At 48.2% G+C, this 26,206-nt stretch carries 21 protein-coding genes; 12 read left to right on the top strand and 9 right to left on the bottom strand.

Annotated features, from left to right (window positions below):
- Window positions 1-31 precede the first annotated feature (31 nt).
- Window positions 32-655 (bottom strand): tetratricopeptide repeat protein, encoded by a 624-nt coding sequence (locus H6570_05520; GenBank protein ID MCB9318719.1) that lies wholly within the window; start codon window positions 653-655, stop codon window positions 32-34.
- Window positions 656-708: 53 nt separating this feature from the next.
- On the bottom strand, window positions 709-1,074 hold the full coding sequence (locus H6570_05515) for a c-type cytochrome (protein MCB9318718.1): 366 nt from the start codon (window positions 1,072-1,074) through the stop codon (window positions 709-711).
- A gap of 135 nt (window positions 1,075-1,209) precedes the next feature.
- Here H6570_05515 and lepA point away from each other — a divergent pair, with 135 nt between their 5' ends.
- The 3 genes from lepA (at window position 1,210) to H6570_05500 (ending at window position 5,192) form a co-directional block, all read left to right on the top strand.
- Window positions 1,210-3,000, top strand: coding sequence for an elongation factor 4 (gene lepA / locus H6570_05510; GenBank protein ID MCB9318717.1), 1,791 nt, complete (start codon window positions 1,210-1,212; stop codon window positions 2,998-3,000).
- A 222-nt stretch (window positions 3,001-3,222) separates the two neighbouring features.
- Complete coding sequence (locus tag H6570_05505; protein ID MCB9318716.1) at window positions 3,223-4,014, top strand: hypothetical protein; 792 nt, start codon at window positions 3,223-3,225, stop codon at window positions 4,012-4,014.
- Window positions 4,015-4,166: 152 nt separating this feature from the next.
- Complete coding sequence (locus H6570_05500) at window positions 4,167-5,192, top strand: threonine aldolase (protein ID MCB9318715.1); 1,026 nt, start codon at window positions 4,167-4,169, stop codon at window positions 5,190-5,192.
- 131 nt (window positions 5,193-5,323) lie between these two features.
- Here the strand turns inward: H6570_05500 and H6570_05495 are convergent, their stop codons facing one another.
- The 3 genes from H6570_05495 to H6570_05485 form a co-directional block, all read right to left on the bottom strand.
- On the bottom strand, window positions 5,324-5,914 hold the full coding sequence (locus H6570_05495) for a bifunctional nuclease family protein (protein MCB9318714.1): 591 nt from the start codon (window positions 5,912-5,914) through the stop codon (window positions 5,324-5,326).
- 139 nt (window positions 5,915-6,053) lie between these two features.
- The gene (locus tag H6570_05490; GenBank protein MCB9318713.1) at window positions 6,054-7,016 is read right to left on the bottom strand and encodes an electron transfer flavoprotein subunit alpha/FixB family protein; all 963 of its coding nucleotides are present in this window, start codon (window positions 7,014-7,016) and stop codon (window positions 6,054-6,056) included.
- A 24-nt stretch (window positions 7,017-7,040) separates the two neighbouring features.
- Window positions 7,041-7,781 carry an electron transfer flavoprotein subunit beta/FixA family protein gene (locus tag H6570_05485; GenBank protein ID MCB9318712.1) on the bottom strand — a complete coding sequence of 247 codons (741 nt, stop codon included), beginning with the start codon at window positions 7,779-7,781 and terminating at the stop codon, window positions 7,041-7,043.
- Between the two features lie 96 nt (window positions 7,782-7,877).
- Here H6570_05485 and H6570_05480 point away from each other — a divergent pair, with 96 nt between their 5' ends.
- A complete protein-coding gene (locus tag H6570_05480) occupies window positions 7,878-8,198 on the top strand; it encodes a tetratricopeptide repeat protein (GenBank protein MCB9318711.1) in 321 nt (106 codons plus the stop codon).
- Between the two features lie 8 nt (window positions 8,199-8,206).
- Here the strand turns inward: H6570_05480 and dapF are convergent, their stop codons facing one another.
- The gene (gene dapF, locus H6570_05475) at window positions 8,207-8,992 is read right to left on the bottom strand and encodes a diaminopimelate epimerase (protein MCB9318710.1); all 786 of its coding nucleotides are present in this window, start codon (window positions 8,990-8,992) and stop codon (window positions 8,207-8,209) included.
- The gene (locus H6570_05470; protein ID MCB9318709.1) at window positions 8,989-9,195 is read right to left on the bottom strand and encodes a hypothetical protein; all 207 of its coding nucleotides are present in this window, start codon (window positions 9,193-9,195) and stop codon (window positions 8,989-8,991) included. Before H6570_05470 ends, dapF begins: the two co-directional genes overlap by 4 nt.
- Before the next feature lie 227 nt (window positions 9,196-9,422).
- Here H6570_05470 and H6570_05465 point away from each other — a divergent pair, with 227 nt between their 5' ends.
- The gene (locus H6570_05465; GenBank protein MCB9318708.1) at window positions 9,423-10,886 is read left to right on the top strand and encodes a trypsin-like peptidase domain-containing protein; all 1,464 of its coding nucleotides are present in this window, start codon (window positions 9,423-9,425) and stop codon (window positions 10,884-10,886) included.
- Window positions 10,887-10,957: 71 nt separating this feature from the next.
- Here H6570_05465 and H6570_05460 read toward each other — a convergent pair whose 3' ends face one another.
- Window positions 10,958-12,763, bottom strand: a complete 1,806-nt coding sequence (locus H6570_05460; protein MCB9318707.1) for a RagB/SusD family nutrient uptake outer membrane protein — start codon at window positions 12,761-12,763, stop codon at window positions 10,958-10,960.
- Window positions 12,764-12,790: 27 nt separating this feature from the next.
- Window positions 12,791-16,009 (bottom strand): TonB-dependent receptor, encoded by a 3,219-nt coding sequence (locus tag H6570_05455; protein ID MCB9318706.1) that lies wholly within the window; start codon window positions 16,007-16,009, stop codon window positions 12,791-12,793.
- Between the two features lie 231 nt (window positions 16,010-16,240).
- Between H6570_05455 and H6570_05450 the strand changes: the two genes are divergently transcribed.
- From H6570_05450 to H6570_05420, 7 genes are all read left to right on the top strand, one after another.
- Window positions 16,241-17,887: an acyl-CoA carboxylase subunit beta gene (locus tag H6570_05450; protein MCB9318705.1), complete on the top strand. Its 1,647-nt coding sequence runs from the start codon at window positions 16,241-16,243 to the stop codon at window positions 17,885-17,887.
- 5 nt (window positions 17,888-17,892) lie between these two features.
- On the top strand, window positions 17,893-19,041 hold the full coding sequence (locus H6570_05445) for a class I SAM-dependent RNA methyltransferase (GenBank protein MCB9318704.1): 1,149 nt from the start codon (window positions 17,893-17,895) through the stop codon (window positions 19,039-19,041).
- On the top strand, window positions 19,034-19,405 hold the full coding sequence (locus H6570_05440) for a hypothetical protein (protein ID MCB9318703.1): 372 nt from the start codon (window positions 19,034-19,036) through the stop codon (window positions 19,403-19,405). The genes H6570_05445 and H6570_05440 overlap by 8 nt, the downstream gene beginning before the upstream one ends.
- Window positions 19,406-19,704: 299 nt before the next feature.
- A complete protein-coding gene (locus tag H6570_05435) occupies window positions 19,705-20,940 on the top strand; it encodes a nucleoside permease (GenBank protein MCB9318702.1) in 1,236 nt (411 codons plus the stop codon).
- On the top strand, window positions 20,937-22,520 hold the full coding sequence (locus tag H6570_05430) for a D-aminoacylase (protein MCB9318701.1): 1,584 nt from the start codon (window positions 20,937-20,939) through the stop codon (window positions 22,518-22,520). The genes H6570_05435 and H6570_05430 overlap by 4 nt, the downstream gene beginning before the upstream one ends.
- A 46-nt stretch (window positions 22,521-22,566) precedes the next feature.
- Window positions 22,567-23,778, top strand: a complete 1,212-nt coding sequence (locus H6570_05425) for a DUF763 domain-containing protein (GenBank protein ID MCB9318700.1) — start codon at window positions 22,567-22,569, stop codon at window positions 23,776-23,778.
- A 44-nt stretch (window positions 23,779-23,822) separates the two neighbouring features.
- The gene (locus H6570_05420; GenBank protein ID MCB9318699.1) at window positions 23,823-26,198 is read left to right on the top strand and encodes a T9SS type A sorting domain-containing protein; all 2,376 of its coding nucleotides are present in this window, start codon (window positions 23,823-23,825) and stop codon (window positions 26,196-26,198) included.
- Window positions 26,199-26,206: the final 8 nt, after the last annotated feature.

The raw sequence follows: 26,206 nt of genomic DNA, 5'->3' as shown, positions 1-26,206 counted from the left end.
GAGTCCGCAATACCTTGAAACTTGATTGGTACTATTGTTTCAAATATCCACTAAGTAAATCTTCCTGATCCGCAGGAACCAATCTCCGGTATTGTAGATAGGCGTCCATGGCTTTTTTATGCATTTTGGTAGCCAGGAATGCAATGGTTAAATTAAACCAGGCATCACCAAAGTCCGGATCAATTTCAAGGGCAACCTCATAATGGACGATCGCCAGATCGTAATTACTTGCATCGAAATAGACGTTAGCCAGATTGTAATGTGCTTCCAAATGCCTGGGCTGAAGACTTAAGGCTTTGGTGAAAGCACCGATCGCTTTGGCCGTTTCTCCTTTGCCAGCATATATAATTCCCATATTGCAAATGGCATCTGCACTGGAACTGTTGGCAGCAATGGCATCAAGATACCGGGCTTCGGCTCTGGGGTCACCCATCTCATCCAGAAAAAGCGCTTCTTCAAAAGGCGTACGATGGGATGTCAGCTTACGCAATTTAGAAACCTGCGGGGTCTCAATAGCTTCATCGGGGTCCGTCGCCTGAAATAAATTGAGCTGGCCTTCCGCTTCCTGTTGCTCGGCCTTTGTTTTATTGGCTTTTCGAAATCCGACTTTACGTCCGGGCCACTGATTGGGTTGATAGTTAATGATCTTGGCCATGAAGCAAAAATAGGGTTTTTAGTGGTTAGATTTCAGACGAGGGATTCATAAACTCACTGCCCGGCAAGTTGGCGCAGGTATTGAATCACATCCTCCAGTTCGCGATCACTCAAAACACCTCCGTAAGCAGGCATCTCGGTGCCCGGCTTAAACTTTCCGGGATCCAGTATCCAAGCTTTCAGATCTTCCAAGCCTTTTTTATGCAATGCTTTTTTCAAGTCCATCTTATCGTTTCCATCATAACCATGGCACTGCAAACAATTGTATTGTTCGTAAACCTGCCGCCCGGCAGTTGCACGTTCCAGGTCTACGGCAGGCAATGCGGAAACACAACCCAGGGCCAGGATGACCAAAAAAATAAAAACGAGAACAGGCATACTTGTGGGCAATAACCAATTATACATACTTCTGCGTGCCATATGATGTTATTCAGATAGTAAAAGTAAGCTTCTTCATAATTGCCGAAATCCTTACTTTTGCGCTCAATTTAACTTAAAGTTGATTTAACCGCAGCCATCATAAGGCATTGTTTTTATGGCGTATATTTACACCCTATGAAGAAGATCCGCAATTTTTGTGTCATCGCGCATATCGATCACGGCAAAAGCACCCTATCTGACCGGTTGCTGGAAGTGACCCAGACCATCTCCACGCGGGATATGCAGGCTCAGGCATTGGATGACATGGATCTTGAACGCGAACGTGGCATCACTATAAAGTCTCATGCCATCCAATTGTATTACAACCATACGGATGGAGAAACCTATACGCTGAATCTCATCGACACCCCTGGACACGTGGATTTTTCATACGAAGTATCCAGATCGATAGCAGCATGTGAAGGAGCGCTGTTACTGGTCGATGCAACGCAAGGTATCCAGGCGCAAACCATATCCAACCTCTATCTGGCCATCGGACATGATCTGGAAATCATACCGATCCTGAACAAAATAGATATGGAAAGCGCCATGATCGATGAGGTATCGGATCAGATCATCGAACTGATCGGCTGTGGTAAAGATGAAATCCTGCTGGCGAGTGGAAAAACCGGTCAGGGCGTACAGGAAATCCTCAACGCTATTGTCGAACGCATTCCGGCACCCAAAGGAAATCCGGAAGCACCGTTGCAAGCCTTGATTTTCGACTCCGTTTTCAATTCATTTCGAGGCGTCATCGCCTACTTCAGGATCCTCAATGGGACACTACGTAAAGGAGACCAGGTACGGTTTGTCAATACTGGCAAACAATACCAGGCGGATGAAGTGGGTGTATTGCGATTCACCCCTGAGCCTAAAGAAGAACTGGAGGCCGGTAACGTAGGTTACATCATTACGGGGATCAAGGAATCCCGTGAGATCAAAGTCGGCGATACCATCACCAAAGTGGAAAATCCCTGTAAAGATGCCATCAAAGGTTTTGAAGATGTCAAGCCAATGGTTTTCGCGGGTATATTTCCCATTGAAAATGAGGATTACGAAGATCTTCGGGACAGTTTGGAGAAGCTGCAGCTCAACGATGCTTCCCTGGTCTTTGAACCGGAGACATCTGCAGCGCTGGGCTTTGGATTCCGTTGCGGATTCCTGGGCATGCTCCACCTGGAAATCGTGCAGGAACGATTAAGCCGGGAATTTGACCAGGAAGTCATAACCACCATCCCAAACGTTTCCTATTACGCGTACAATACCAGAGGGGAAAAGATTGTGATTCACACGCCAAATGATCTGCCGGATTCCAGTGTTTTGGACTATGTGGAGGAGCCCTATATCGAAGCACAGATTATCACGAAACCAGAATACATCGGAGTGATCATGACTCTGTGCCTGGAAAAAAGAGGTACTCTGACCAAACAGCATTACCTGACTCAGGACCGGGTGGAACTGACATTTGAATTGCCGCTGGCAGAAATCGTGTTCGACTTTTATGACCGGCTCAAATCCATTTCGCGAGGCTATGCCTCTTTCGACTATACGCCGATTAATTATCGCCAGTCGGATCTGGTCAAATTGGATATCAAGCTAAATAATGAGAATGTTGATGCCCTATCCGCGCTGGTTCACCGGGACAAAGCATACGCATTCGGACGCAAGATCTGTGCCCGGCTGAAAGATCTGTTACCCCGACAACAATTCATGATTGCCATTCAGGCTGCCATCGGCGCTAAGATCATCGCCCGGGAGACCATCTCCGCACTGCGTAAGGACGTAACCGCCAAATGCTACGGTGGTGACATCAGCCGGAAGCGCAAGTTGCTCGAAAAGCAGAAGAAAGGAAAGAAAAAGATGCGGCAGATCGGTAGCGTCGAAGTACCTCAAAAGGCCTTCCTGGATGTGTTGAAGCTGGAATAACGTGTTTGCGGTTGAAGGTGGTATTGTGTGGTTTTGTGGTATTGTGGTTTTATGGTATTGTGGTTTTATGGTTTTATGGTATTCTGGTTCTTCCCATTAACTAATCCAATTACTACCTCAGTAACCCATTTATTCATCAACTCAATAAAATTTCCTGCTTAAGAAGCAGCATCATTTCGTTTCACTCGTTTTAGGGTTAGACACAAATTATTTCCAAAATATATGAGGCACCTTTTACCCATCGGGTTCATTGTTTTGTGCTTTCTGGTATTTTCAACCGGCTGTTCCTGGTTCAGAGATGACGTCACCATAGTCGACAATGTAGAACCGGAGTTTAACCTTGATCTGGTTGAAAAACTCGACGCACCCTACAAGCCCATCCAGATACGGGTTGCTACGCTTAAGGAACAAAACTGCAAGGCCATCATCCACAACAACGCGTTCCGAAATGGCAGAACCATATCATTTAATATCAATCAGTGGAGTGCCGATGAGCCTTGTACCGAAGAGATGAAGATCCAGGATACCCTGATTACCATTGACGTCCTGACCCCTGGCACTTATGACCTTAAAGTGCGGGTAGCTTCAGACTTGTACAGTGATGGCACCTTGACTGTTACACCTGACCGGTACCTCTTTGAATGTCAAAAACCACTGGGTTTCGTCATTGAGCGGACTGAAATGTTGCGCGTGCCCGACGATCTGATTTGGGGATACGTGGCTTTTTCCAATGCAAAATACAGCTCGGATGCCGATCTGCTGGTCCAGGAACTCGGAGGGATGAACAAAGAAGCGAACATCAAAAGTGGTAATTACGGTCATTTCGTGATGGAAAACAGGACGACCATTACCCTGCCGGGACTCGACAAAAACCTGCCAGTCTCGAAAGCATTCATTTTCGTGGAGGAGCTTTCCGATGAAGAGATCAGTGGTTGGGTTAACAAGCTTCACCAGGCTTATCCGGGTGCCATCAGCCTACATCTTGTCAATTCCCAGGGTAAGACCTGGTACTAACCTTTCGGGATGACAAGCATTGCCTGACCGCATTGGTTTTTCATTCAGTTTATTTCCACCCAAATATCTTGGCGGCAACAAAATGTGCCTGGCACCTTTTTTTGCCTGTCAGCATTTGTACCTTCAGTGCGAAATCAAATAATGCATAAATCATGGATGGCGCTGAATGGATAAACCTGATGTCTGACACCGTTACCAAACCTACCCCGGGCATGCTTCAGGCTATGTTTAATGCCGAAGTTGGCGATGATGTATTCAGTGAGGACCCTACGGTCAATGCTCTGCAGGCGAAAGCAGCCAGCCTTTTTGGAAAGGAAGCCGCTCTTTTCTGTCCATCCGGCACCATGACCAACCAGATTGCCATCAAGGTACACACCAGGGCATTGGATGAGGTGATCTGTGAACAATCTTCTCACATTTATCAATACGAGGTAGGGGGATATGCCTACAATTCAAGAATTGCCATCCAGTTGTTGTCGGGGAAAAATGGCAAACTGGATCCGGATCAGATCAAACCTGCGGTGCGGCCGGATCAGGATTACCTCCCCCATTCCGCCCTGGTGGTCATCGAGAATTCATGCAATAAGGCAGGTGGGTCGTATTACACCCTCCACGAAATGGAAGCCCTGTCCCGTGCAACCCGGGATGCCGGGATGAAGTTCCATCTGGATGGCGCACGCATTTTTAATGTCCTGGCCGAAACCGGCGATTCCACGAAGTCGGTTGGTGACCTGTTTGACAGCATTTCCGTCTGCCTTTCCAAGGGATTGGGGGCGCCGGTTGGTTCGGTACTGATCGGTGACCGGGATTTCATCAAACAAGCCCGGCGTTACCGCAAGGTGATGGGTGGCGGCATGCGTCAGGCTGGCTATTTGGCTGCCGCCGGGATCTATGCACTGGATCACCATGTGAAGCGTTTGAAAGAAGACCACCGCAGAGCAAAACAATTAGGGAAAATATTAGAGACTATGGAAATCGTGGACCGTGTGGAACCTGTCCATACCAACATCATCGTATTCCATTTGAAGGAAAACAACGCGGATAAATTCCTCCAAAAATTATTAAGTCATCGCATTAAAGCGGTCGCTCTGGGCCCGGCTACCGTGCGATTTGTGACGCATTTGGATTTTACAGAGGAGATGTTGGCAGAAACTTTGGCAGTACTCAAAACATTCTGAGTCGCCATTCCGGATGCATGAAGCCCGTTCGAAAGTTCTGAATGGCAAAAATCACAGTCAAAACTGAGTTGAGATTCCGGTTGTCAACCGGGAAGTCTTATTTCAGATTATTTGGATAAAGTCACGCGATATCAATCGCCTTCAACCTTCCTCCGGTTTATTTCATCACGGATTTTAGCTGCTTTCTCGTAATCTTCGTCGGCAAGCACTTCGGTCAGCATATCATTCAGGTCATCCAGTGAATAGCGTGAGAATGAGTTGATATCCTTACGCATCTTGGGTTCCGGCCGAGTTTCCCCTTCTTCCTTGTCTCCATCCAAAACAACACCTGCTGATTCCATTATGAATTCGTAGGTATAAATGGGGCAATTGAAACGTACAGCCAGAGCAATTGCATCCGAAGTACGGCTATCGATTTCGTAGATCTCTCCGTTACGCTCACAGATCAGCCGGGCATAAAAGATACCATCCAGTAAATTGGAAATGATCACTTCCTGCAACCCGACATCAAATGTTTCAAGGGTATTTTTAAACAGGTCATGTGTGAGCGGACGATTTGGAGCCATTCGTTCCATGGCTACTGCAATGGCCTGTGCTTCAAAGCCCCCGATCACGATGGGAAGGCGTCGATTGCCATTGATCTCGCTTAAAACTACCGCGTAATTATGGGATTGGGATACACTATGCGAAATAGCGACAATATCCAATTCGATTTTTGTCATATCCGTCATTAGTCCCGATTAACTGCTTTACAATAAACAGCAAAGAAACGAAATAGATTCTAATTTAGGATTCTACCTTCTGGTATGAATCCAAAAATCTTTCCTCCTTAGACAACCTGAAGCAGAGCATGATCCTAAACTAATGACTTGCTTTGAATTTCTTCACAGCGGCGGTCAGCTTGGGCACCACTTCGAAAAGATCACCTACCACGCCATAATCTGCCGCCTTAAAAAAGGGAGCCTCCGGATCTTTGTTGATGACAACGATCGTTTTGGAGTTATTGACTCCCGCCAGGTGCTGAATCGCTCCTGATATACCAACAGCTATATACAAATTGGGCCTGATGGCCAATCCCGTTTGCCCCACATGCTCATGATGAGGACGCCAACCGGAGTCCGCTACCGGTCGTGAGCAAGCTGTAGTAGCTTGCAGGACTGTGGCAAGGTCCTCCACGATACCCCAGTTTTCAGGGCCTTTCATCCCCCGGCCGGCCGATACAACGCGCTCGGCTTCAGGCAGCGGAACGGTTCCTTCCACACGCTCCACTTTTTTTACCCGGACTTTTCCAGACTGCAGTCCGAGGGACTTCGATTCTATCTCCAGGGATACCGGCTGAGTGGAAACCGGAACGGAATTAGACATCAGGGTAATGATTTTTATCGGACTCTTAATCTCCAATAATTCATTCGCTTTTCCGGAAAAGACGTTTTTACCAACGATGAAGCCTTCACCCGACTGGGGTAATGCATTCACACCGGACACCAGACCAGCCCGTAAGCGAACAGCCAGTCCCCCGGCTATCTGTTTACCCGTGGACGAATTGGATAAGATTAATAAATCCGCTCCGGTCTGTTGCATAACAGATGCAATTGCTTCGGTATACAGCTGACTGTCCAGGGTAGCCAGTGACGCATCTGTCAGTTGGATCACATGGGCTATACCATAAGGTGCCAGCGAACTCAGGTCGGCTGCTGGCCCCAGGACCAGGATCGTGGCTTTGCCGCCTGAGGATGCCGCCACCAGCCTGCCATAGGTGATGGATTCAAAAGCAGATTTTTTAAAGTTGCCTTGTTGGTGCTCGGCCAGGACTAAGACATTCATATTGATGATTTTATGAGCGTATGATCAGATTACTTTAGCCTCCTCATGCAATAGCCGGACCAGTTCATCCATGTTATCCGGATCGACTAGATGGACACCGCTTTTAGCTGGTGGCAATGAAAACGACACGACCTCAACCTTTGGTTCATATGGCTGCGCAGCAATAACTTCCAGGGGTTTTGACTTCGCCATCATAATACCACGCATGTTGGGAATACGCTGCTCTGCCAACCCTTTTGCAGCGCTGAGCACAAAAGGTGTATCCACTTCGAGGATCTCTTCCCCGCCCTCAATGTCACGGTAAATGGTAGCCGTGTTGCCCTGCATTTCCAGCTTACTGGCGTAAGAGATAAATGGTACTGATAACAACTCTCCCAGCATGCTTCCTACTTCAGAACCATTGTAATCGATGGTCTCCTTACCGAGGAAGACCAGGTCAAACGCCTGGTTCCGGGCATAAGCTGCGATCTGAGCGCTTACCATTCCAGAAGAAACCGGTTCTGCATCGATCCGAATGGCCTTATCCGCACCTATGGCTAGCCCTTTGCGCAGTATAGTATCATTATCGGCAAGACCAACGCTGAGGATAACCACTTCTCCACCGAGTTGTTCTTTGACTTCCAGTGCCCGCACCAGGGCATACCATTCATCGTATGGGTTCATGATGAAATTAACCCCTGCTGAAGCGAATGCTTTGCCATCCGCGCTGAAAGCGATCTTTGCAGTTGTTTCAGGCGTTTTACTCACACAAACAAGTATCTTCATAGTCTTGAATTCAAATGCAGCTATGGCAAATATAATGCTATAACTTCATATCCAAGAGAAAGTTGACTCAAAGTCAAAAAACGAATTTAATTGCACATGCCTACACGCCTGGAACAGCTTCTGGAGTTGCTTGAATCCCAACCGGATGAGCCGTTTATTCTCTTCGCTCTGGCCAAAGAATACGAGACCCACAACGATGTGGATGAAGCACTTGCTTATTATGAAAAGACCCTGCAAAAAGACCCGGATTATCTGGGAGTATATTTTCACCGGGGCCAGTTACTGGCAGAATCAGGTGAACCGCAGCTGGCTATAGAATGCTTCGATCTGGGTATTGCCAGAGCTCGTGCCACCGGTGATCACCATGCGCTGAGTGAATTGATGAATGCCCGGACCAATGCCAGCCTGGATTTATGACGCAGTATTTAGACTGGAAAGGTACCGCTGTAAACCGGACTAGCCGGTCCCCAGAGCCAGATGTCCGAAAATTGATTTGAACCCAGTCGATCGAAATGAATTTCCAGCGATCCTCCCGGCACCTCCACCGGAATAACCTGTTCTCCCTGCAATCCTTCGTGAAGAGCCAGAGCGAGAGCGCTGGCTGTAGCGCCGGTACCACAGGATAACGTCATAGCTTCGACACCCCGCTCATAGGTCTTAACCTGCAGGGTGTGCTGATCCCAATGGACAAAATTGACATTGATCCCATAAGGAAATCGCGGCTGATAACGGATTGCCTTACCATCCTCAAGTATGTTTACATGGGACAGATCGCGGCAAAACTGAACAAAGTGCGGTGACCCTGTGTCGAGAATATAATCATCGCCAGTTCCTGGTTCTACCTCCAGGTCCGCCATATGAATCCCAATCCAGCCTCGATCATCGATCCGGAATTCGTGCATCCCGTCAGCAGCCAGAAAGGTATTTGTTAGCAGTGGCAATCCACAGGCACGGGCAAAATGCACGGTACACCGGGATCCGTTGCCACACAACGATCCAACACCACCATCCGCATTAAAATAGAGCATCTCAAAATCGCCGGAGGCCCCGGGTTCAAGCAAAATCAATCCATCCGCACCGATGCCAAAATGGCGATCACACAGCATAGCTACCAGCGCCTGATCTCCGGTTCCGAGCCATTGATGCCGGGTTTGGTCGATCATGACAAAATCATTTCCTGTGCCGTGGTATTTGGTAAATGGAATATTCATCGTTCCGGATTTACTATGGTGATGCTATCCTGCACGGGATTAATGCCCATACGCTCATTACGCTGTTTACTCCACAACATGAGCAAAAGCAAAAGTACAATGAGGGTTGCTGAAATGATTGAAAAACGCCAGCCGAAGAAATTTCCAATGTACTCCTTCTCGGAAGATTCAATCTCATTAAGGCGGTCATTCCATTTTTTCATGATCTGATGAAATTTCAAGAAAGCTAACAGGCCAACCTAAAATTGTGCCCTTAATTTTCGTTAAAAATGATTTAAAAGGTTAAAATGCCCTTTCGTTTCATGGTCAAAGCCCTTATTTTTATTTATTGGACCGCTATTTGTCGCGAAAATAGATAAAGAGAACCAAACTATGGAGCGCCCAAAGCCCTCCGACACTGTGATTCGATAACATCCGAATTCTTGTGCTTATGAAAAACACACTGCAACTAATACTGGCTTCACTGCTGGGAGCGCTGATCGGTGTGGTGGTTTACAGCAATTTCATTGCCAAGCCCCAGCAAGTTGTCGTCAAAGAGGTTGCACAGCCTACCACCAATCAGGTTGGTATCAACGACATCCTGCTTTCCGGCACCGTCCAGCGGAATTACCGGGCTTCAACACCCAATGATTTCACGGCAGCAGCAAATTATGCCCTTCCCGCCGTAGTATCCATCAAAGCCATCCAGCAGACCAATGACCGGTGGGGAAGCCTCTCCAGATCATCCGGTTCAGGCGTCATCGTATCTTCAGATGGTTACATCGTTACCAATAATCACGTCATCGAAAATGCCAAAGAAATCAATATTACCTTAAACGATAACCGGCAATACGATGCCCGGGTAATCGGTACCGATCCGACCACCGACCTGGCCCTGGTTAAGGTCACGGAAAATGAACTTCCATTTTTGACTTTCGGTAATTCCGATTCACTTCAGATCGGTGAGTGGGTAATGGCAGTAGGGAATCCGCTGGGACTGCAGTCTACAGTTACCGCCGGTATCGTGAGTGCCAAAGGACGGGACCTCAATCTGATATCCGACCAATACCGGATCGAAGCTTTTATTCAGACCGATGCTGCTGTGAATCCGGGTAACTCCGGAGGCGCCCTGATCAATACCAATGGTGAATTGATCGGAATCAATACCGCGATAGTCACCCTCAGCGGCAAATACGAAGGTTATTCATTCGCTATACCGGGTATTCTCGCCCAAAAGGTGATCAGTGACTTACGTGAATACGGTTCGGTGCAGCGAGGACTTCTGGGTGTCCAGATCCGCAATGTAGATATGGGCCTCGCTCAGGACCTGAATTTCCGGCGCGTTACCGATCTGGCAGAGAACCTGGGACTGGAAAATGCCGAAGGTGTATTCGTCTATGGTGTCAATCCAAAAAGTGGAGCAGAGGAAGCCGGACTGGTATCCGGGGATGTAATCGTTGCAGTTAATGGGATCAAAACACCCACCATTTCAGTGCTACAGGACCAGATTGGACGGATGAGACCTGGCGATCTGGTGGAAGTAGAGTATGTCCACGATAAGAAAAAAGTAAAAAGTAAGATACTCCTGAAAAATATGAATGCCCGTGTAGTTAACAATACCCTGGTGGAAAGCTCGATATTCGATGAAATGGGCATTACTGTCAAAGATCTTTCAGACTCCGAGAAGAAAAGACTTGGAAAAGAAGGAATACGGGTAACTGAAATCGAAGCCGGATCTCCGATTTCCCGTGCCAACATGCAGAAAGAATACGTTATCACCGGCGTAAACGGAGTCAAGGTAAGCAATGCCGATGAGTTGAAAAGCGCACTCCAAAATGCGGAAGGGCTGGTATCCATCGACGGATTTTACGAATTCGCAAAAGGAGAATATACCTACCAGATCTGGAAAAACTAATACTGAACTCCGCAATAAAAAAGGCAGGCATCCCGTCGGGATGCCTGCCTTTTTTATTTAAAATCCATGGATCAGTTCCAACCAAATGGCTGAACCAGATTGGGGTTCAACAAAGTCTCACTGAAGGGTATCGGCCGGTAGTAATCCCGGGGCTCTGAGAACACCCGGTCCAGTTTTTCTGTTACGATTTGGCCACCATCCGATCCATTTTCCAGAAAGACGGTGACATCATCATCAATAAATCCTGCCTTGTAGTAAACCAGCTTCATCCCCAGCGAATTTGTCTCCTTCTGGTCTGCGTCCGGGATTGACTCCGATTGGCTAATGAGGATTATATCCGGTACACCATCGCCGGTCAGGTCATACTTTCCCAACCCGGGAAAATACATACCTACCGGTTTGACCTCCAGTAGTTTACCGGCATGCCAGCGCATCAGGTCATCGAAGCGCCGCCCTTCGAGCGCAAACTCGATACGTCTTTCCCTGCGTATCTCAAGGACCACTCCCTTGTTGTTACCGGACACATCAGGATATTTGGAAACCAGGAATGGATCCGGATTGCCATTGGCGATAGCCATATCCAGGTGAGGCATCCCTACCCTGTCCCTCAGTACATTGACCGTATTATCAAGATCGGATTGAGAAAGCGTGCCTAATTCTGCAGATGCTTCCGCATAGGTTAATAAAACTTCGGCATAGCGCAAAACCGGCAGATCCACACTTTCGTATTCGGCTTGTTCGGTTGAGTTGACAAAGCCTTTGATCATGGTATAACCGGTAAAGTTCTTATTCAGCTCCTGGATGTTTGGAGTGCTTTGCCGGTCGGCATAGTTGATCCACCCGGGATAAGCCATGGTTTGACTTAACCGGGGATCACGGTTTTGAAACTCCTGTACGAATTGCATGGTTTGATAACCACTGAGATCGGTAAACCGCGAGCCATCTGCCATAAGGTAGCTCTGGATCAGATCCCTGGACGGGCTCTGTTCGTAATCCTGAATTTCATAGCGATAGCCGGCATTTCGGGACTTCGAATAATCGTAAATGTTCGACAGGATTACTTCCGGATTACCCGACAGATCTCCACTAACGAACAATTGGTAATAGTCTTTGGCTGGGTCGCCGGTTGAATAGATCGAAAACAAGCCCGAATCCATGATCTTCTTAGCAGCATCCCGGGCCATGGTCAGCAATTCATTGGCTGTTCCCTGTAAGTTAAGCTCCGGATGGTATTTGCGAAAAGTACCTTCATACAATGCTATCCGGGCCTGCATGAAAACGGCCACCCACTTGCCTGGCGTCCCGGTAGGTACTTCTTCCCACATGTGATCGGCAGCAAACTGAAGGTCATCCATCATATTGGCTACCACCATTTCGCGGGGGTCCTGGGTCTTGTAAAGTTCATCTTCATCGGCCGTACTCAGGACATGATCGTACCAGGGCACATTCGAATACCTTTTTATTTTATCAAAATAAAACTGAGCTCGGTATAGGCGCGCAATGCCGGCATAATGATCTTTGACCGAAGAATTGACCGCTGCCCGCTCGTAATTGTCCAGGAAAAAGTTGATGGAACGCAGTCTGCTCCAGTCCCATCCGCTGGTCAGGTTTTGAGAGGTGGGATTTCCGGTCATGATGGTCTTGATTTCAACGGCACCGGTGGTGGCCGCATTGTCGGACCCCTGGTCTGCAAGATAGAGTCCCCAGGCATTTGGGATGGACAACAACCCATTGGTATACAACTTGAGGTCTTCCTCAGTTTTGAAAAACACCTCCGTAGAAATTGAATCCTGCGGTACCCGGTCAAGAAAGTCTTTCTGGCAAGCAGATACCAGGATGAGTAGAATAGTGATTGAAATATATAATCCTTTTTTCATGGTTCTTATTTTGATATGGGTAATCGATTAAAAGTCCAGGTTGATACCTACTGAATACCTGCGCTGGAAAGGATAGGCATATCCGGCCCAGGCGCCTCCATTGGAATAAGCAGTCGCTATGGCTTCCGGGTCCACGGTTTTGGAAACCTGGGAAGACTCCCAAATATTCTCCCCGCTCAGGAAGATGCGCAACCGGCTGACTCCTACCCGATTCGTCAAAGATGCAGGCAGGGTGTAGCCTACAGTGATGTTCTTCAGGCGGATATAGGCGGCATTCAACAGATACCTGGTCTGCGGAATAGCCAAACCATTATCCACCCGGTAGTCAGCCAACCAGGCCTGCAGAATGGGGTATTCAGAATCCGTATTGGCGCGGTCCAGGCCGGCATCCAGATAGGCTTGTGAATGTTGTGAACGGTCACTTTCACTGTCGTCAGAGGGCCGGTAGAAGTCCAGCAATTGCGGATAAACATTCGCATAAGGTTGTTGGTACAATCCCCAAAACAAGTAATGAATGGGATAATAATCCCGCTTACCGACACCCTGAAAATAGACCCTTGCATCAAAACCATTCCAGCTGGCATTGATGTCTGCTCCAAAACGGTACCGGGGTTGTGAATTGCCAATGATCACATAATCTTTGGGATCGTTGACAGAAATCCCTTTTTCAATGGTTTTGCTTCCGTCCTGATCAATGTATTTTGGCCAACCGGGTACGATAGCCAGTGCACCCCAGGGAATGATGTTGGTTTCATCCAGCTGGTTGATCTCATCCACCGATTTAAACAAACCATCACTTTGCAGTCCCCAGATTTCTCCGATCTGTTGTCCGGGATAATAGGCCCCGCTGAACAGAAGTTCGTCGTTCGGATACCGGGTGATCTCGGATTTACTATCTCCCACTGTCAAAGCTATTTGGTAGTCAAGTGGTTTATTACCGATTTGTAATTTATTACGCAATTGTATGCTTAATTCCCATCCTTTGGTTTGCAGGTCAGCCACATTGCCGGCAGGAACCGCAGTCCCGAGTACTGCGGGCAATTCTCCTCCCGGTGCAAGCATCCCTTTGGTATTACGTATGTAATAATCAAAGGTGGTAAAGATGCGATCCTTGAAGAGGCCAAATTCCAGTCCGCCATTGGTTGTCTGAACCACTTCCCATGAATAATTATTGGGGTCCACACTTAACCCGGGTGTGCCAATGTAACGCTGATAATCGCCATCGATCAGGTAACTTGTAGTTCCAGATGGCAGATTCAGGATGTATCCGTATTCGTCGACGGATTGATTACCCAGGGAACCGTAAGAAGCCCGTAATTTCAGGGTAGAAACAATTCCGGAGATTGAACTGAAAAAGTCTTCTTCACTTACAATCCAGGCAGCGGATACGGATGGAAAGAATCCCCAGCGATTATTACTCGGGAAGCGGGATGTACCATCATATCGTCCGTTAAACTCAAAAATATATTTGTTGTCCAGGATGTAGTTCAGCCGGCCAAAAATACCCCGCACTGCCCAATCCACGTACTCTACAGCGACGGTCTGTTCACCGGATGCCACACCAATGTAGGGCAGCGATCCGACAATCAGCCTGTCACGCCGGGCCTGTGCTTCATCCTCCACATAGCTTTCCTGGTTGTACCCCAGGATCGCCTGAAACTGGTGGATGTCCACCGTCTTATTCAGGGTAGCATAAAAATTATAGGCATTATAGGCATCCGAGCTTCTGCGCTCCAGTGCGTAACCTTCTCCACCTTCCAACCGCACATCCGAGGGGCCATAACCTATTGAATAAGGCCTGCCATCCTGATGTATTTTACCAAAAATGCGTTTAAAGGTTGCATCGCCGGTGAGTGTCAGCAAGCCGTCAAAAAGTCTGACATTGGCACGGTTCATGGTTTGAAAACCGTAAGTGGCTTCAGTATACCTTCCTCCGTCTACGATCCGGGCAGCCGTACGACCGGCGTCTGTGTTGGCCCAGGATCCGTCCGGGTTGGTCGCCACATCAACAGGTCTCAGGTCATAAACATTGGGTAATGAATAGGCCGGAGCATCCCGGTCGGTCTGATAAATGTTGGTATTGTTTTCAATGTCAAGCCATTTTCTGGGAGTAAATCCCAGACGGCTGCGTAATGCTTTACGGCTCCAGTTATCGGTCACCAGCTTATTCAACCCATCTTCACCGGAAATATTCCCTGAGATGTAATAGTTGAAGCGGTCTTTAGAACCACTGAAAGAGACATTGTGGGATTGGGAAAATGAGTTGCGTTTGAAGAAATAATCATTCCAGTCTTCACTTCCCATGTACACGTATTGATTGGGATTGTTCGGATCCAGGCGTACCGATTCAACCGAAGGATCGTTGGATCTTTGTTTGGCCCACAGGTATTCTTCATCCGAATAGTTGTTGTAATCCCAGGGCGTATTATTGGTAGATAGTTCGGCAATGCGCAGGAAGATGTAAGGGTCAGTGACCGGATGCGGCAGAACGGTCGGACTGGCCACCGATAGATAATTGGAATAGGAGATCTTGTCCTGCTTGCCGGTTTTGGTCGTGATCAGGACAACCCCAAAGGCGCCGCGCGCACCATAAATGGCCGCTGACGAGGCATCTTTCAGAACCGAAATGGAAGCGATGTCGCTGGGATTCAGCACATTCAATTCGCCATCGTCATAAGGCACACCATCGACTACAAATAATGGGCTACCTCCATTGATCGAAGTAAATCCGCGAATGTTGAACTGAGCTGCGGCTCCCGGCTCGCCACCAGTAAAATCCACATTGAAATTGGGTACCAAACCCTGCAACCCCTGGGATAGATTACTGATCGGCCGGTTTTCCAGCTGCTCGGTATTGATCTGATCGACGGCCCCGGACAAGTTCGCCTTTTTCTGGGTTCCATATCCGACCACGATGACCTCGGAAAGGTTCACCGCGTCGGTCAGCAAGCGCACTTCGAGATAGGCTCTGCCATTGACCGCAATTTCCTGGGATTTCATCCCGATGTAGGAAAAAATCAGGATAGCATCGGTGGGGACATCCATTTGAAAGGTCCCATCCGCTTCCGTAATGACCCCGGTATTGGTCGACTTCAGATTAATGGTAACCCCGGGAAGAGGCGTAGCCGTTTCATCGTCCAGCACCACCCCACTCACCTTAATGTTTTGAGCGTGCAGCAACATCGGGACAAATAGCAGAACACCAAGCCTCAGAAAGTGCTTAATGGTGTGTAATGGTATGATCATACAGACTATTTATGTGTAATAAAGATATTTACATATTACAAAATAACTAATAAACCTGGTGAGCTTTGCCGCAAAATTCTGGAACCTGCGTAAACACCCTGTGATCTTAATATGAATTAATTATTAATTCGACTTCTGTGAACCTTTGTAAATTACAAGCCCTTTAAGCGAGAAAGCCGATAGTGCTACAATTCTTAGTATCTTTTCAGCCGTCAAATCAAGACAGCATAGATGAGTAACAAGTCCGTGATCAATGACCTGGCCTTCAATCAGAATGAAGATGCGATGAAGTTGGCCGTCAGGCAGATGGAAAAAAGACTGGAGCTAATCTATGAAGGTGGTGGTAAGTCAAAAATTGAAAAAGAACATCTAAAAGGTAAAATGACCGCACGGGAGCGGATCAACTTTCTCTTGGATGATGCCACTGATTTCCTGGAAATTGGAGCCTTTGCTGCCTATGAAATGTATGAAGAACACGGTGGATGTCCTGCTGCCGGAGTAGTCGTGGGTATCGGCAGGGTTTCCGGCAGACAGTGTGTGATTGTTGCCAATGATGCTACGGTGAAAGCCGGGGCCTGGTTTCCGATGACCGGCAAGAAGAACCTGCGGGCTCAGGAGATAGCCTATGAGAATCATCTGCCCATCATCTACCTGGTAGACAGTGCAGGGGTATTTCTCCCCATGCAGGACGAGATCTTCCCGGATAAGGAACATTTTGGACGAATTTTCCGCAACAATGCGCGGATGTCCTCCGAAGGGATTCCTCAGATTGCAGCGATTATGGGCAGCTGTGTAGCCGGGGGCGCTTACCTCCCCATCATGAGTGATGAGTCCCTGATCGTGGCTGAGACCGGATCTATTTTTCTCGCCGGCCCTTACCTGGTGAAAGCCGCCATCGGTGAAGATATTGACGCAGAAACCCTGGGCGGGGCCGACACGCAAACGGCAATCAGCGGGATCGTGGATTTTAAAGCAGCTAATGACCGCGAATGCCTGGATACTATTAAAAAACTGGTGTCCCAATTTGGAGAACGCCCAAAAGCAGGATTTGACCGCATTGAACCGGTCGCTCCGGAATTTCCAGAAACTGAGATCCTGGGTCTGTTCCCTGAAAATCACAACAAGCCCTACCGGACCATTGAACTTTTAAAACGGTTGGTAGACCGGTCTGAATTGACCTTATACAAAGAAAATTACGGTAAGACAATGATCTGTGCCTATGCCCGGATCGATGGCTGGGCTGTCGGGATTGTTGCCAACAACCGCGAAGTGGTAAAGGCTTCCAATGGGGAAATGCAGGTTGGTGGAGTGATTTACTCCGATTCAGCGGATAAAGCGGCCCGGTTCATCCTGGTCTGCAATCAGAAGAAGATCCCCCTGATTTTCCTGCATGATGTGACCGGCTTTATGGTGGGCAAACGATCTGAACAAGGCGGTATCATCAAGGATGGAGCCAAGATGGTGAATGCTGTAGCTAATAGTACCGTCCCGAAAATCAGCATCGTGATGGGAAATTCTTACGGAGCAGGAAATTATGCCATGTGTGGAAAAGCATACGATCCGAGATTGATCGTAGCCTGGCCCTCCGCTAAAATCGCCGTAATGGGTGGAGAACAGGCCGCGAAAGTCCTGACTCAGATTCAGGTGGCATCCATGAAGTCACACGGAGAAAAGACAACTTCCGAAGAAGAAACTGAATTGTTCCGCACTATTTCAGAACGTTATGACCGGCAGACAACGGCTTATTATGCCGGCGCCCGTTTGTGGGTAGATGCCATCATCAACCCGCTGGAGACACGGAAATGGATCTCCGCCGGGATAGAAGCAGCCAATCAGGCTAATGTTAAACCATTTAACGTGGGAGTTTTTCAGACCTGACCGATATGCCAGTATATACCGTAAAAACACTGGCCGGACTCGAGGATGTTTGTGCCAAAGAGATCGTAGAACTGGGTTATCCTAACGTGGAGGTTCGTACCCGGGCCGTCCAGGTGGAAGCTCCGGAACGTTTCCTATACGAAGCCAACTACCGGCTTTATACTGCTATTTCCATCCTGGAAACGATATTAGCCGGCACCCTGCGCCAGCCCAGAGATCTTTACAATCAATTGGCTGCAATACCCTGGGACAAGTACATGGACCAGCAGCAGACCTTCGCCTTTAAAGGCCACGTCAGTTCCTCCTATTTTAACAACAGCATCTATGCCATGCAACTGGCTAAGGATGCCCTGGTTGATTTTTTCCGGAATAAATTTGGAAGAAGACCATCGGTCGACCGGGATCATGCAGACCATCATTTTGTCCTCCGGGTGAATGAAGAAAAGTTTGAATTGAGCCGCGATGCCTCCGGCGCACCACTCTTTCAGCGTGGTTACCGCCAGCAGACGGGCAGGGCACCCCTTAATGAAGTATTGGCTGCAGGTATTATCAGGAACATGGATTGGGATCCATCCCGTCCATTGGTGGACCCTATGTGTGGTTCCGGAACGTTCATCATTGAAGCTGCCCGTATGGCCAGACGAATGCCAGCCCAGATGCACCGCAAACAATTCGCATTGTTTCACTGGCCCGAATTCCAATCCGGTCTATGGGAAGAAGTTGTCAATCAAGCCGACGCTGCCATCATCGAGTCTCCGGATATCCGGCTATTAGGTGCCGACCAGGACGGACGCGTAGTTGACATTGCCCGTACCAATGCCAAGGCTGCCGGTGTGGAGGAGATAACCCAATGGAAGCAAGCTGCATTTCAACAACTCCCCCTACCGTGGGAGGAACCTGTCCTGATCATGAACCCGCCTTACGATGTCCGCTTGCAGCACCGTGCCATCGAACAATTTTACGGGGAAATAGGAACCGTTTTAAAGCACAAGTTTGCTCCGTGTGAAGCATGGATTTTTTCTGCCAATCCGGAAGCCATGAAAGCCATCGGATTACGTCCGTCCCGTAAAATTAACCTGTACAATGGTCAATTACCTGCACAGTTAAGGCAATTCGTTATTTTCGCAGGGAAGCGTAAAGATCAGTATGATTAGATACCTGGTTATCGGAATGCTACTTTTATCCGGCAGTCAGCTAGCCTACGGACAACAATCCGGCATGTACACGGACAGCACGAGACATAATTTTAGTGCTTCGCACTTATCCAGGCTGGAACAATTCAAATTACCGCTGGAAAATAATTTGCTCCTTTCCAAATCGTTCCAGATTCCTCAGGTTGTTCCTTTCCACTTCGGCGCCATCTGCCGGTGGGAAGACATGGGAAACCAGGATCACAAAATGCCGATGAAGTTCAGGCTGGGTTCCCTCTCCTACGTCAATCAGCTGGAGCAGCAATACCTGGTTAAATGGGAACCTGGAAAATCACAATCCTTCCAGCCGGCGAAAGGTAAAAACTAAAGGCTGTGTCGCCCAGTTAATCCACACCGGACAGCCAACAAATTCCCCTGTTCCTTGCTCCATGCCCCATGCCCATTGCTCTATGCTCCCTACTCCATGCTCCATGCTCCCTACTCCATGCCCCATGCTCTTTACTCCATGCTCCATGCTCCATGCTCCCTACTCCATGCCCCATGCCCTTTCTTCCCCAGGCTAAAGCCATGGGGCTATGGGATGTAATGCTATCTGACACCTCTTTTACTTCTGATACCTCTTTTACTTCTTTTCTTTTTATCTTCCCCTTGCAACAAAAATGGACTATGAACCGAAGAATACAAGTACAGCTGTCCGTGATGATGTTCCTGCAGTTTTTTGTGTGGGGATGCTGGTACGTCACGATGGGCACCTACATCACCAAACTGGGATTTAACGGTACTCAATTTGGCAACTCCTACTCTACCACCGCCATTGGTGCGATCATTGCACCCTTGCTGGTGGGGACCATCGCTGACCGTTTTTTTGAAGGCCAGCGGTTGCTGGGGGTATTGCACCTGCTGGGTGGATTGCTGCTCTATTGGGTCACCACGGTCACCGACCCTAGCGGATTCTTCTGGGTTATGCTCCTGTATTGCATCTGCTACATGCCGACCCTGGCTATCGCCAATGCCATAGCATTCAACCAAATGCATAATCCTCAAGAGCAATTTCCACAGGTGCGCGTATTGGGAACCATAGGCTGGATAGCAGCCGGCTTTACCATCGTAGGCACATCCTACCTCATCAAACAAAACATTGAACCGACCAATATCCCGTTCAAAATCGGGGCAATTGTATCCATCATACTTGGCTTGTATTCATTCACACTTCCTAAAACGCCACCAAAGGCGAAAGGCGAGAAAGTATCCATTACGGCCCTATTTGGCCTGGATGCCATCGGGCTCATGAAAAAGCGATCCTTTGCCGTGATGATCCTGGGTTCCTTGCTGATCTGCATTCCTCTGACCTTTTATTACAACTCAACCAACCTCTTTCTGAATGAAAGCAATGTTACCGCAGCCGCCGGTATCATGACGCTTGGCCAATGGTCTGAAATCTTATTCCTGCTTCTGATGCCGTTGTTCTTTAAACGACTCGGTGTTAAAAAAATGATCCTGATCGGTGTTGTCGCCTGGATTATCCGCTATCTGCTCTTTGCTTATGGCAATGGTGACAGTCTGATCTGGATGCTTTACATGGCCATCATCCTGCATGGAGTATGTTTTGACTTCTTTTTCGTGACCGGTCAGATCTATGTCGAAAATGCCGCACCCGAGCAAAAACGAGCCAGCGCCCAGGGGTTGATCACATTGGCTACCTATGGCGTGGGCATGTACATTGGATCTAAAGTACAGGGTATGATTCAGCAGAAAAATGAATTTGTCGATGCCAGTGGCCAGATAACCAATCACGATTGGTACCACATCTGGATCTTCCCAGCCATCCTGGCTGCCATCGTCATGGTCATCTTCGCTATATTCTTTAATGAAAAAACCAATGGTCAAAAAGCTGCGGCATGAAAGTAAAATTGCTGTTTCTTCTATTACTTTTGCAAACTTTCAAGGGTTTTGGACAGCAATTTGATGTCCTCATCCGCAATGGTAAAATACTGGATGGTACCGGCAATCCTTGGTACCTGGGCGATGTAGGAATTAAAGACGGTCAGGTCATCGAGATCGGAGAACTGGCTGACCGTAATGCCTTGAAAACCATTGATGCCAAGGGCCAGTATGTCTGTCCCGGATTTATTGATGTCCATGCTCATGTGGAAGGATCCCTGGAAAACCGGCCAACGGCAGACAACTTCATCCACGACGGGGTAACCACTGTCGTAACCGGAAATTGTGGTGGCTCCCGAATAGATCTCGAACAGTATTTCAATGATCTGCGCACACTGGGAATCAGCATCAACATGGCCTCCCTGATCGGACACAATACGATCCGCCGCACGATCATGGGAAATGAGGACCGCGCGCCGACTGCAGAGGAACTTGAAAATATGGAAAAACTGGTGGCCCGCGCCATGGAGCAGGGTGCGGTAGGAATGAGTACCGGTTTAATCTATTTGCCGGGAACATTTGCCAAGTCGGATGAAATCATCTCCTTAGCCAAAGTCGCACATTCCTATGGTGGAGTCAATGCCTCCCACATTCGCAATGAAGATGAACGCGTGTTTGCCGCAATCCGTGAGGCAGCCGATATTGGCGCAGCAAGTGGTATTTCTGTGGAAATATCCCATTTTAAAATCACCGGCAAACCCAATTGGGGGCGCACAGGAGAGATGATCGATTTGGTCAATGAATACCGCAAGCGCGGGGTTGACGTGACGGTGGATCAATATCCTTATACTGCCAGCTCTACCAGCCTGGATGTATTGCTCCCGGACTGGGCGTTGGAGGGGACTGATGAAGAAATTGTAGCCAGGATTCAGGATCCTGCCACCCGCAAGAAGATCCGGACGGAAATGTTACAAATGCTTAAGAAAAGTGGTTTCAAGAATTACAGCTATGCTTTCGTGGCATTTTGTCCCTGGGATTCAACCATCAATGGTATGAACCTGCATGATATCAATCTGAAAATGGGACGCAAGGGGAAAGCCACTTTGGAAACGGAAACCATCCTTGATCTGGCTGTAAAACGTCGGCGAGTCCAGATGGTCTATCACAAGATGAATGAAACCGATGTGGAAACACTGATGCAATTACCCTATGCCTTGATTGCTTCGGATGCCGGAATCCCTGCCATGGATGTCGGTTCTCCGCATCCTCGCGCTTACGGCACCAATGCCCGGGTGCTGGGACGTTATGTCCGCGAGCACAAGACCTTAACCTGGGAAGATGCTATCCGAAAGATGACATCCTTACCGGCGCAAAAGTTTCATTTGGAGCACCGGGGCATGCTTTTACCCGGTTATGCCGCTGATGTCGTCATCTTTGATCCAGCTACAGTTAGTGACCAGGCTACATTTGACCATCCGCATGCTTACAGTACCGGAATTAATTATGTCGTGGTCAATGGTGTTGTTGTTATTGATAATGGAGAACACACGGGCACCCGCCCGGGACAGATCCTGACTGGAACTGGGATGAAAAAACAATAAGGTAACGATTGCGTTATTTCAGGTGTATTTACTGTAATCCTTTGACATGCGACGCAGTGGATTTGCCGATTTACCACTTCATGGTGGCCGGGTGCCTACCTGGCTTGCGGAGCGCATGGCCCTGCTGGGAGGAGCTATCCTCGAGGCGGTAGTTTATGAATTCGGTAAAGACGAAGTACTACGACGCATGGCAGATCCTTTCTGGTTCCAGGCTCTCGGGTCGGTGATGGGGATGGATTGGCATTCATCCGGCATTACAACCTCGGTTATTGGGGCACTGAAGAAAGGCCTGAAGGATCGGAGCAATGAATTGGGCATTTATGTTTGCGGAGGCCGTGGAAAACATTCCAGGAAAACACCGGACGAACTACTTCTTCTATCAGACCGGTTAGGCCTTAATGGAACTGAACTCGTGAAGGCCAGCAAACTGACGGCTAAAGTCGATAACACCGCTGTGCAAGATGGCTTTCAGCTTTACCTACACGCCTTTCTGGTTACCGATGAAGGCAAATGGACCATCGTACAGCAAGGCATGAATGGTGATTCCGGATACGCCAGAAGATATCATTGGCACGGGCCGGCGCTTCGATCATTTGTCGATGAACCACATGCCGGTGTGTGCGGTGACAATCAGGGGCTCATTCTTAACCTGACCCACCGCGACGCCAATCCAACCCGCGACAAAATTCTGGACCTGAGTCACGAGCATCCCGCACACCTGTTGCCCGAAATTAAGAAGCTCTTCATGCCGAGGCACCACGACGTCCGACTGACCGATTTTGACCTGAAACGGCTGGGTTCTGTCGTTGCATTATCCCATGATCAACAGCCAGGACTCTTTGAAGATTTCCTTTTACTGCCCGGACTGGGTCCACGGACTTTACAATCATTAACCCTTGTTTCAGAAGTTATCTACGGGACCAGCAGCCGTTTTTCGGATCCTGCACGCTATTCATTTGCACATGGAGGCAAGGACGGTCATCCCTTTCCGGTACCACTAAAAGTCTATGATGAGTCAATCCGGATCCTCGATCAGGCGATTCAAAAAGCTAAAATTGGTCATTCGGATAAACTTAAAGCATTACAGCAATTGCATACCCGCAGTAAAGAAATGGAAAATCAGTTCCAACCCAATCCGGACGGTTACGACGCTTTTATCCAGGAAGAATGGAACCACAAAGAACATTATGGCGGACGGACCGTCATGGATGACCGCAAAATGAAAAAGGATGGTGACGGCCAGTTGCGGTTGTTTTAGAACCTGGTATGCCCTATCTTCAAAAGGCACAAAAATGAAAACCCATGTCCATTGCTCATCGGAACTGCGCGGTGTCCTGCATTCTTCGAATGGTTTCCCTCTATGTGTTGATCTTATCGAGTAGCCATGCTGTTGCTCAGAAAGCCATCCGTTTCGATCGGGAAGGCGCCTATCTGGAAGTGCCAAACAAGGCCAGTTTGCAAACGCCTGAGATGACCATCGAGTTCTGGCTCTATTCCGAATCCACATCCTCCGCTCCGGGAGGAGAACAAACCCTGTTTGACAAACGGGGAGATGACAAGGGGTTCAACATCCGTCTTGCCGGTGAGCAATATCCATTACCCGTATTTTCTTTCTATTTGCCCTCCAATGAAATTCATGCCTTCCCGGGCATAGGAGGTAAACGGTGGACCCATTTTGCTTATGTATTCACCAGGGACTCCAGTAAAATCTATCAGAATGGTGAATTAATTGCTGCCACCTCTTCAAGCGATTACAACACCCAGTCCACCGCCCCTTTACGCATCGGTGAATTTTTAGGTTATCCGGGAGCTACCTTCCGGTTTATTGGCACCATGGATGAAATCAGGATTTGGAGCAAAGAGATCTCCGCCGCGCTCATCCAATCGCGTATGCATGAGAAACTAACCGGGGCCGAAGCTAACCTGGAACTGTACCTGGATTTTGAATTTTCCGATAGTGACTGGGTATTTGACCGGTCTCATAACAAAAACAATGCTGCGCGGTTCGGGAATGCTTCCATTGTCACGTCAACTGCCCCTATTGGGTATGTCCCTCTAATTGCTCCTCCGGGTTTTCGCAGTTATGGCTTGGATGAAGTGATCCAGTTGGAATGGAAGCCGGTATCCGGAGCAAAATCGTATTCGATCTACCGGTCCACCTCGGCTAATTTCGAAACGGGCGCCTCCAATCGTATCGCTTCATTGGACTCCGATCAAATAGCTTATGTGGACGCAGGCATCGAACGGGATAAATTGTATTACTACCTGATGGTAGCTAATGATGCCGATGGGCATGCCGGGTCATTCAGCGGCCTTTCTGTATCGCGGACCATCCATCGGGCCGATTACCAGACCGGCGTCTATTATTACCCGTGGTACCAGCCCGAATTATCCCATCATCTGTGGCCCGGACAGTACGCACGTTATTACATGGTGCCCACTCAGCCCCCGGAACTTGGGCATTATTCCAGTGCCTCAAAAGCCGTTATCAATCAACATTTCGACTGGATGGAAGCATCCGGGATCGACTTTATTGTATCGAGTTGGTGGGGCCCAAATTCGCGGGAAGATGTAGTTTTAAAGCAAAACATCCTACCTGAGATCAGGAACAGGGATCTTAAGTTTGCCGTTTACTACGAATCAGCCATCTTGGGCTTTGACAATGGGCAAATCGAATTCAATACGGCCAACATCGCGTATTTTAAAGATCATTTCAATTATCTGGCAGACACCTACTTCAGCGAATCCAATTATCTGAAAATCAACGGCAAATACGTAGTTTTCTTATATCTCGAACACATTTATTCCGGCCAATACCAACAAGCCATCCAGGAAGTTCGGCAGATGCTGTCCGCTAAAGGAGTTGATCTGTTCCTGATTGGAGATATGGATCTTTATAATCCGGTTGATAAGGATCATATTTCGGTTTTGGATGGTGCATCACCATACATTTCCCTTCAATCCATGCCAGCCGGAAAATACCCCAATGATATTGATTTTCTCAATCACTTTGCTGGCGCGGAAGCTTCACGTCAGCAGGAATTAAAATCAAAAAGTAAGTTGTTTATACCAGATGTTTATCCTGGATTTAATAATCGGAGGATTGATGATGGATTCATTTTGCCCCGGCAATTATCAAGTGAAGATCCCCTGACATCCGTTTACGAATATACCATCAAAGTATCCCGCCCATTCATTGATCCTGCCAACCAACTGGTCATGATCACCAGTTGGAACGAATGGCATGAGGACACAGAGATCGAACCGACGATATTGACCCAGCCTACCAATACCGATAGCAGTCCAACGAGCAAACAATATACGCTGGGATATACCTTCAAAGGCTATGGGCAGGATTTCCTAAACCTGACCAGGGACCTGCTTGGCAATCCCCTGACTTCCGGAAGGCATCCGGGACTGGACCAAGAACATCGACTCTTTAATGCCTATCCCAATCCTGTAAGTCATGAGATCTACCTTGATTTTGGCCACACCATGAATACCATCGTTTGGGTCCGACTGTACGCCCTTAATGGACAAATGATCCGTCAGATGCAACAGACTGAGATATCCGCTGGCACCTATATGATCCCCCTGAATTCGCTGTCACCAGGTCTTTATTTCTTAACGGCAACTACTGATCAGGGAACACAAACCCAAAAAATCCTGGTCGAATAATCCTCGTT

Source organism: Lewinellaceae bacterium (assembly GCA_020636135.1).
Taxonomy (GTDB): Bacteria; Bacteroidota; Bacteroidia; order Chitinophagales; family Saprospiraceae; genus JAGQXC01.
Note: the sequence above shows the minus strand (reverse complement) of the source record. Positions and strands in the feature narration are given on the sequence as shown.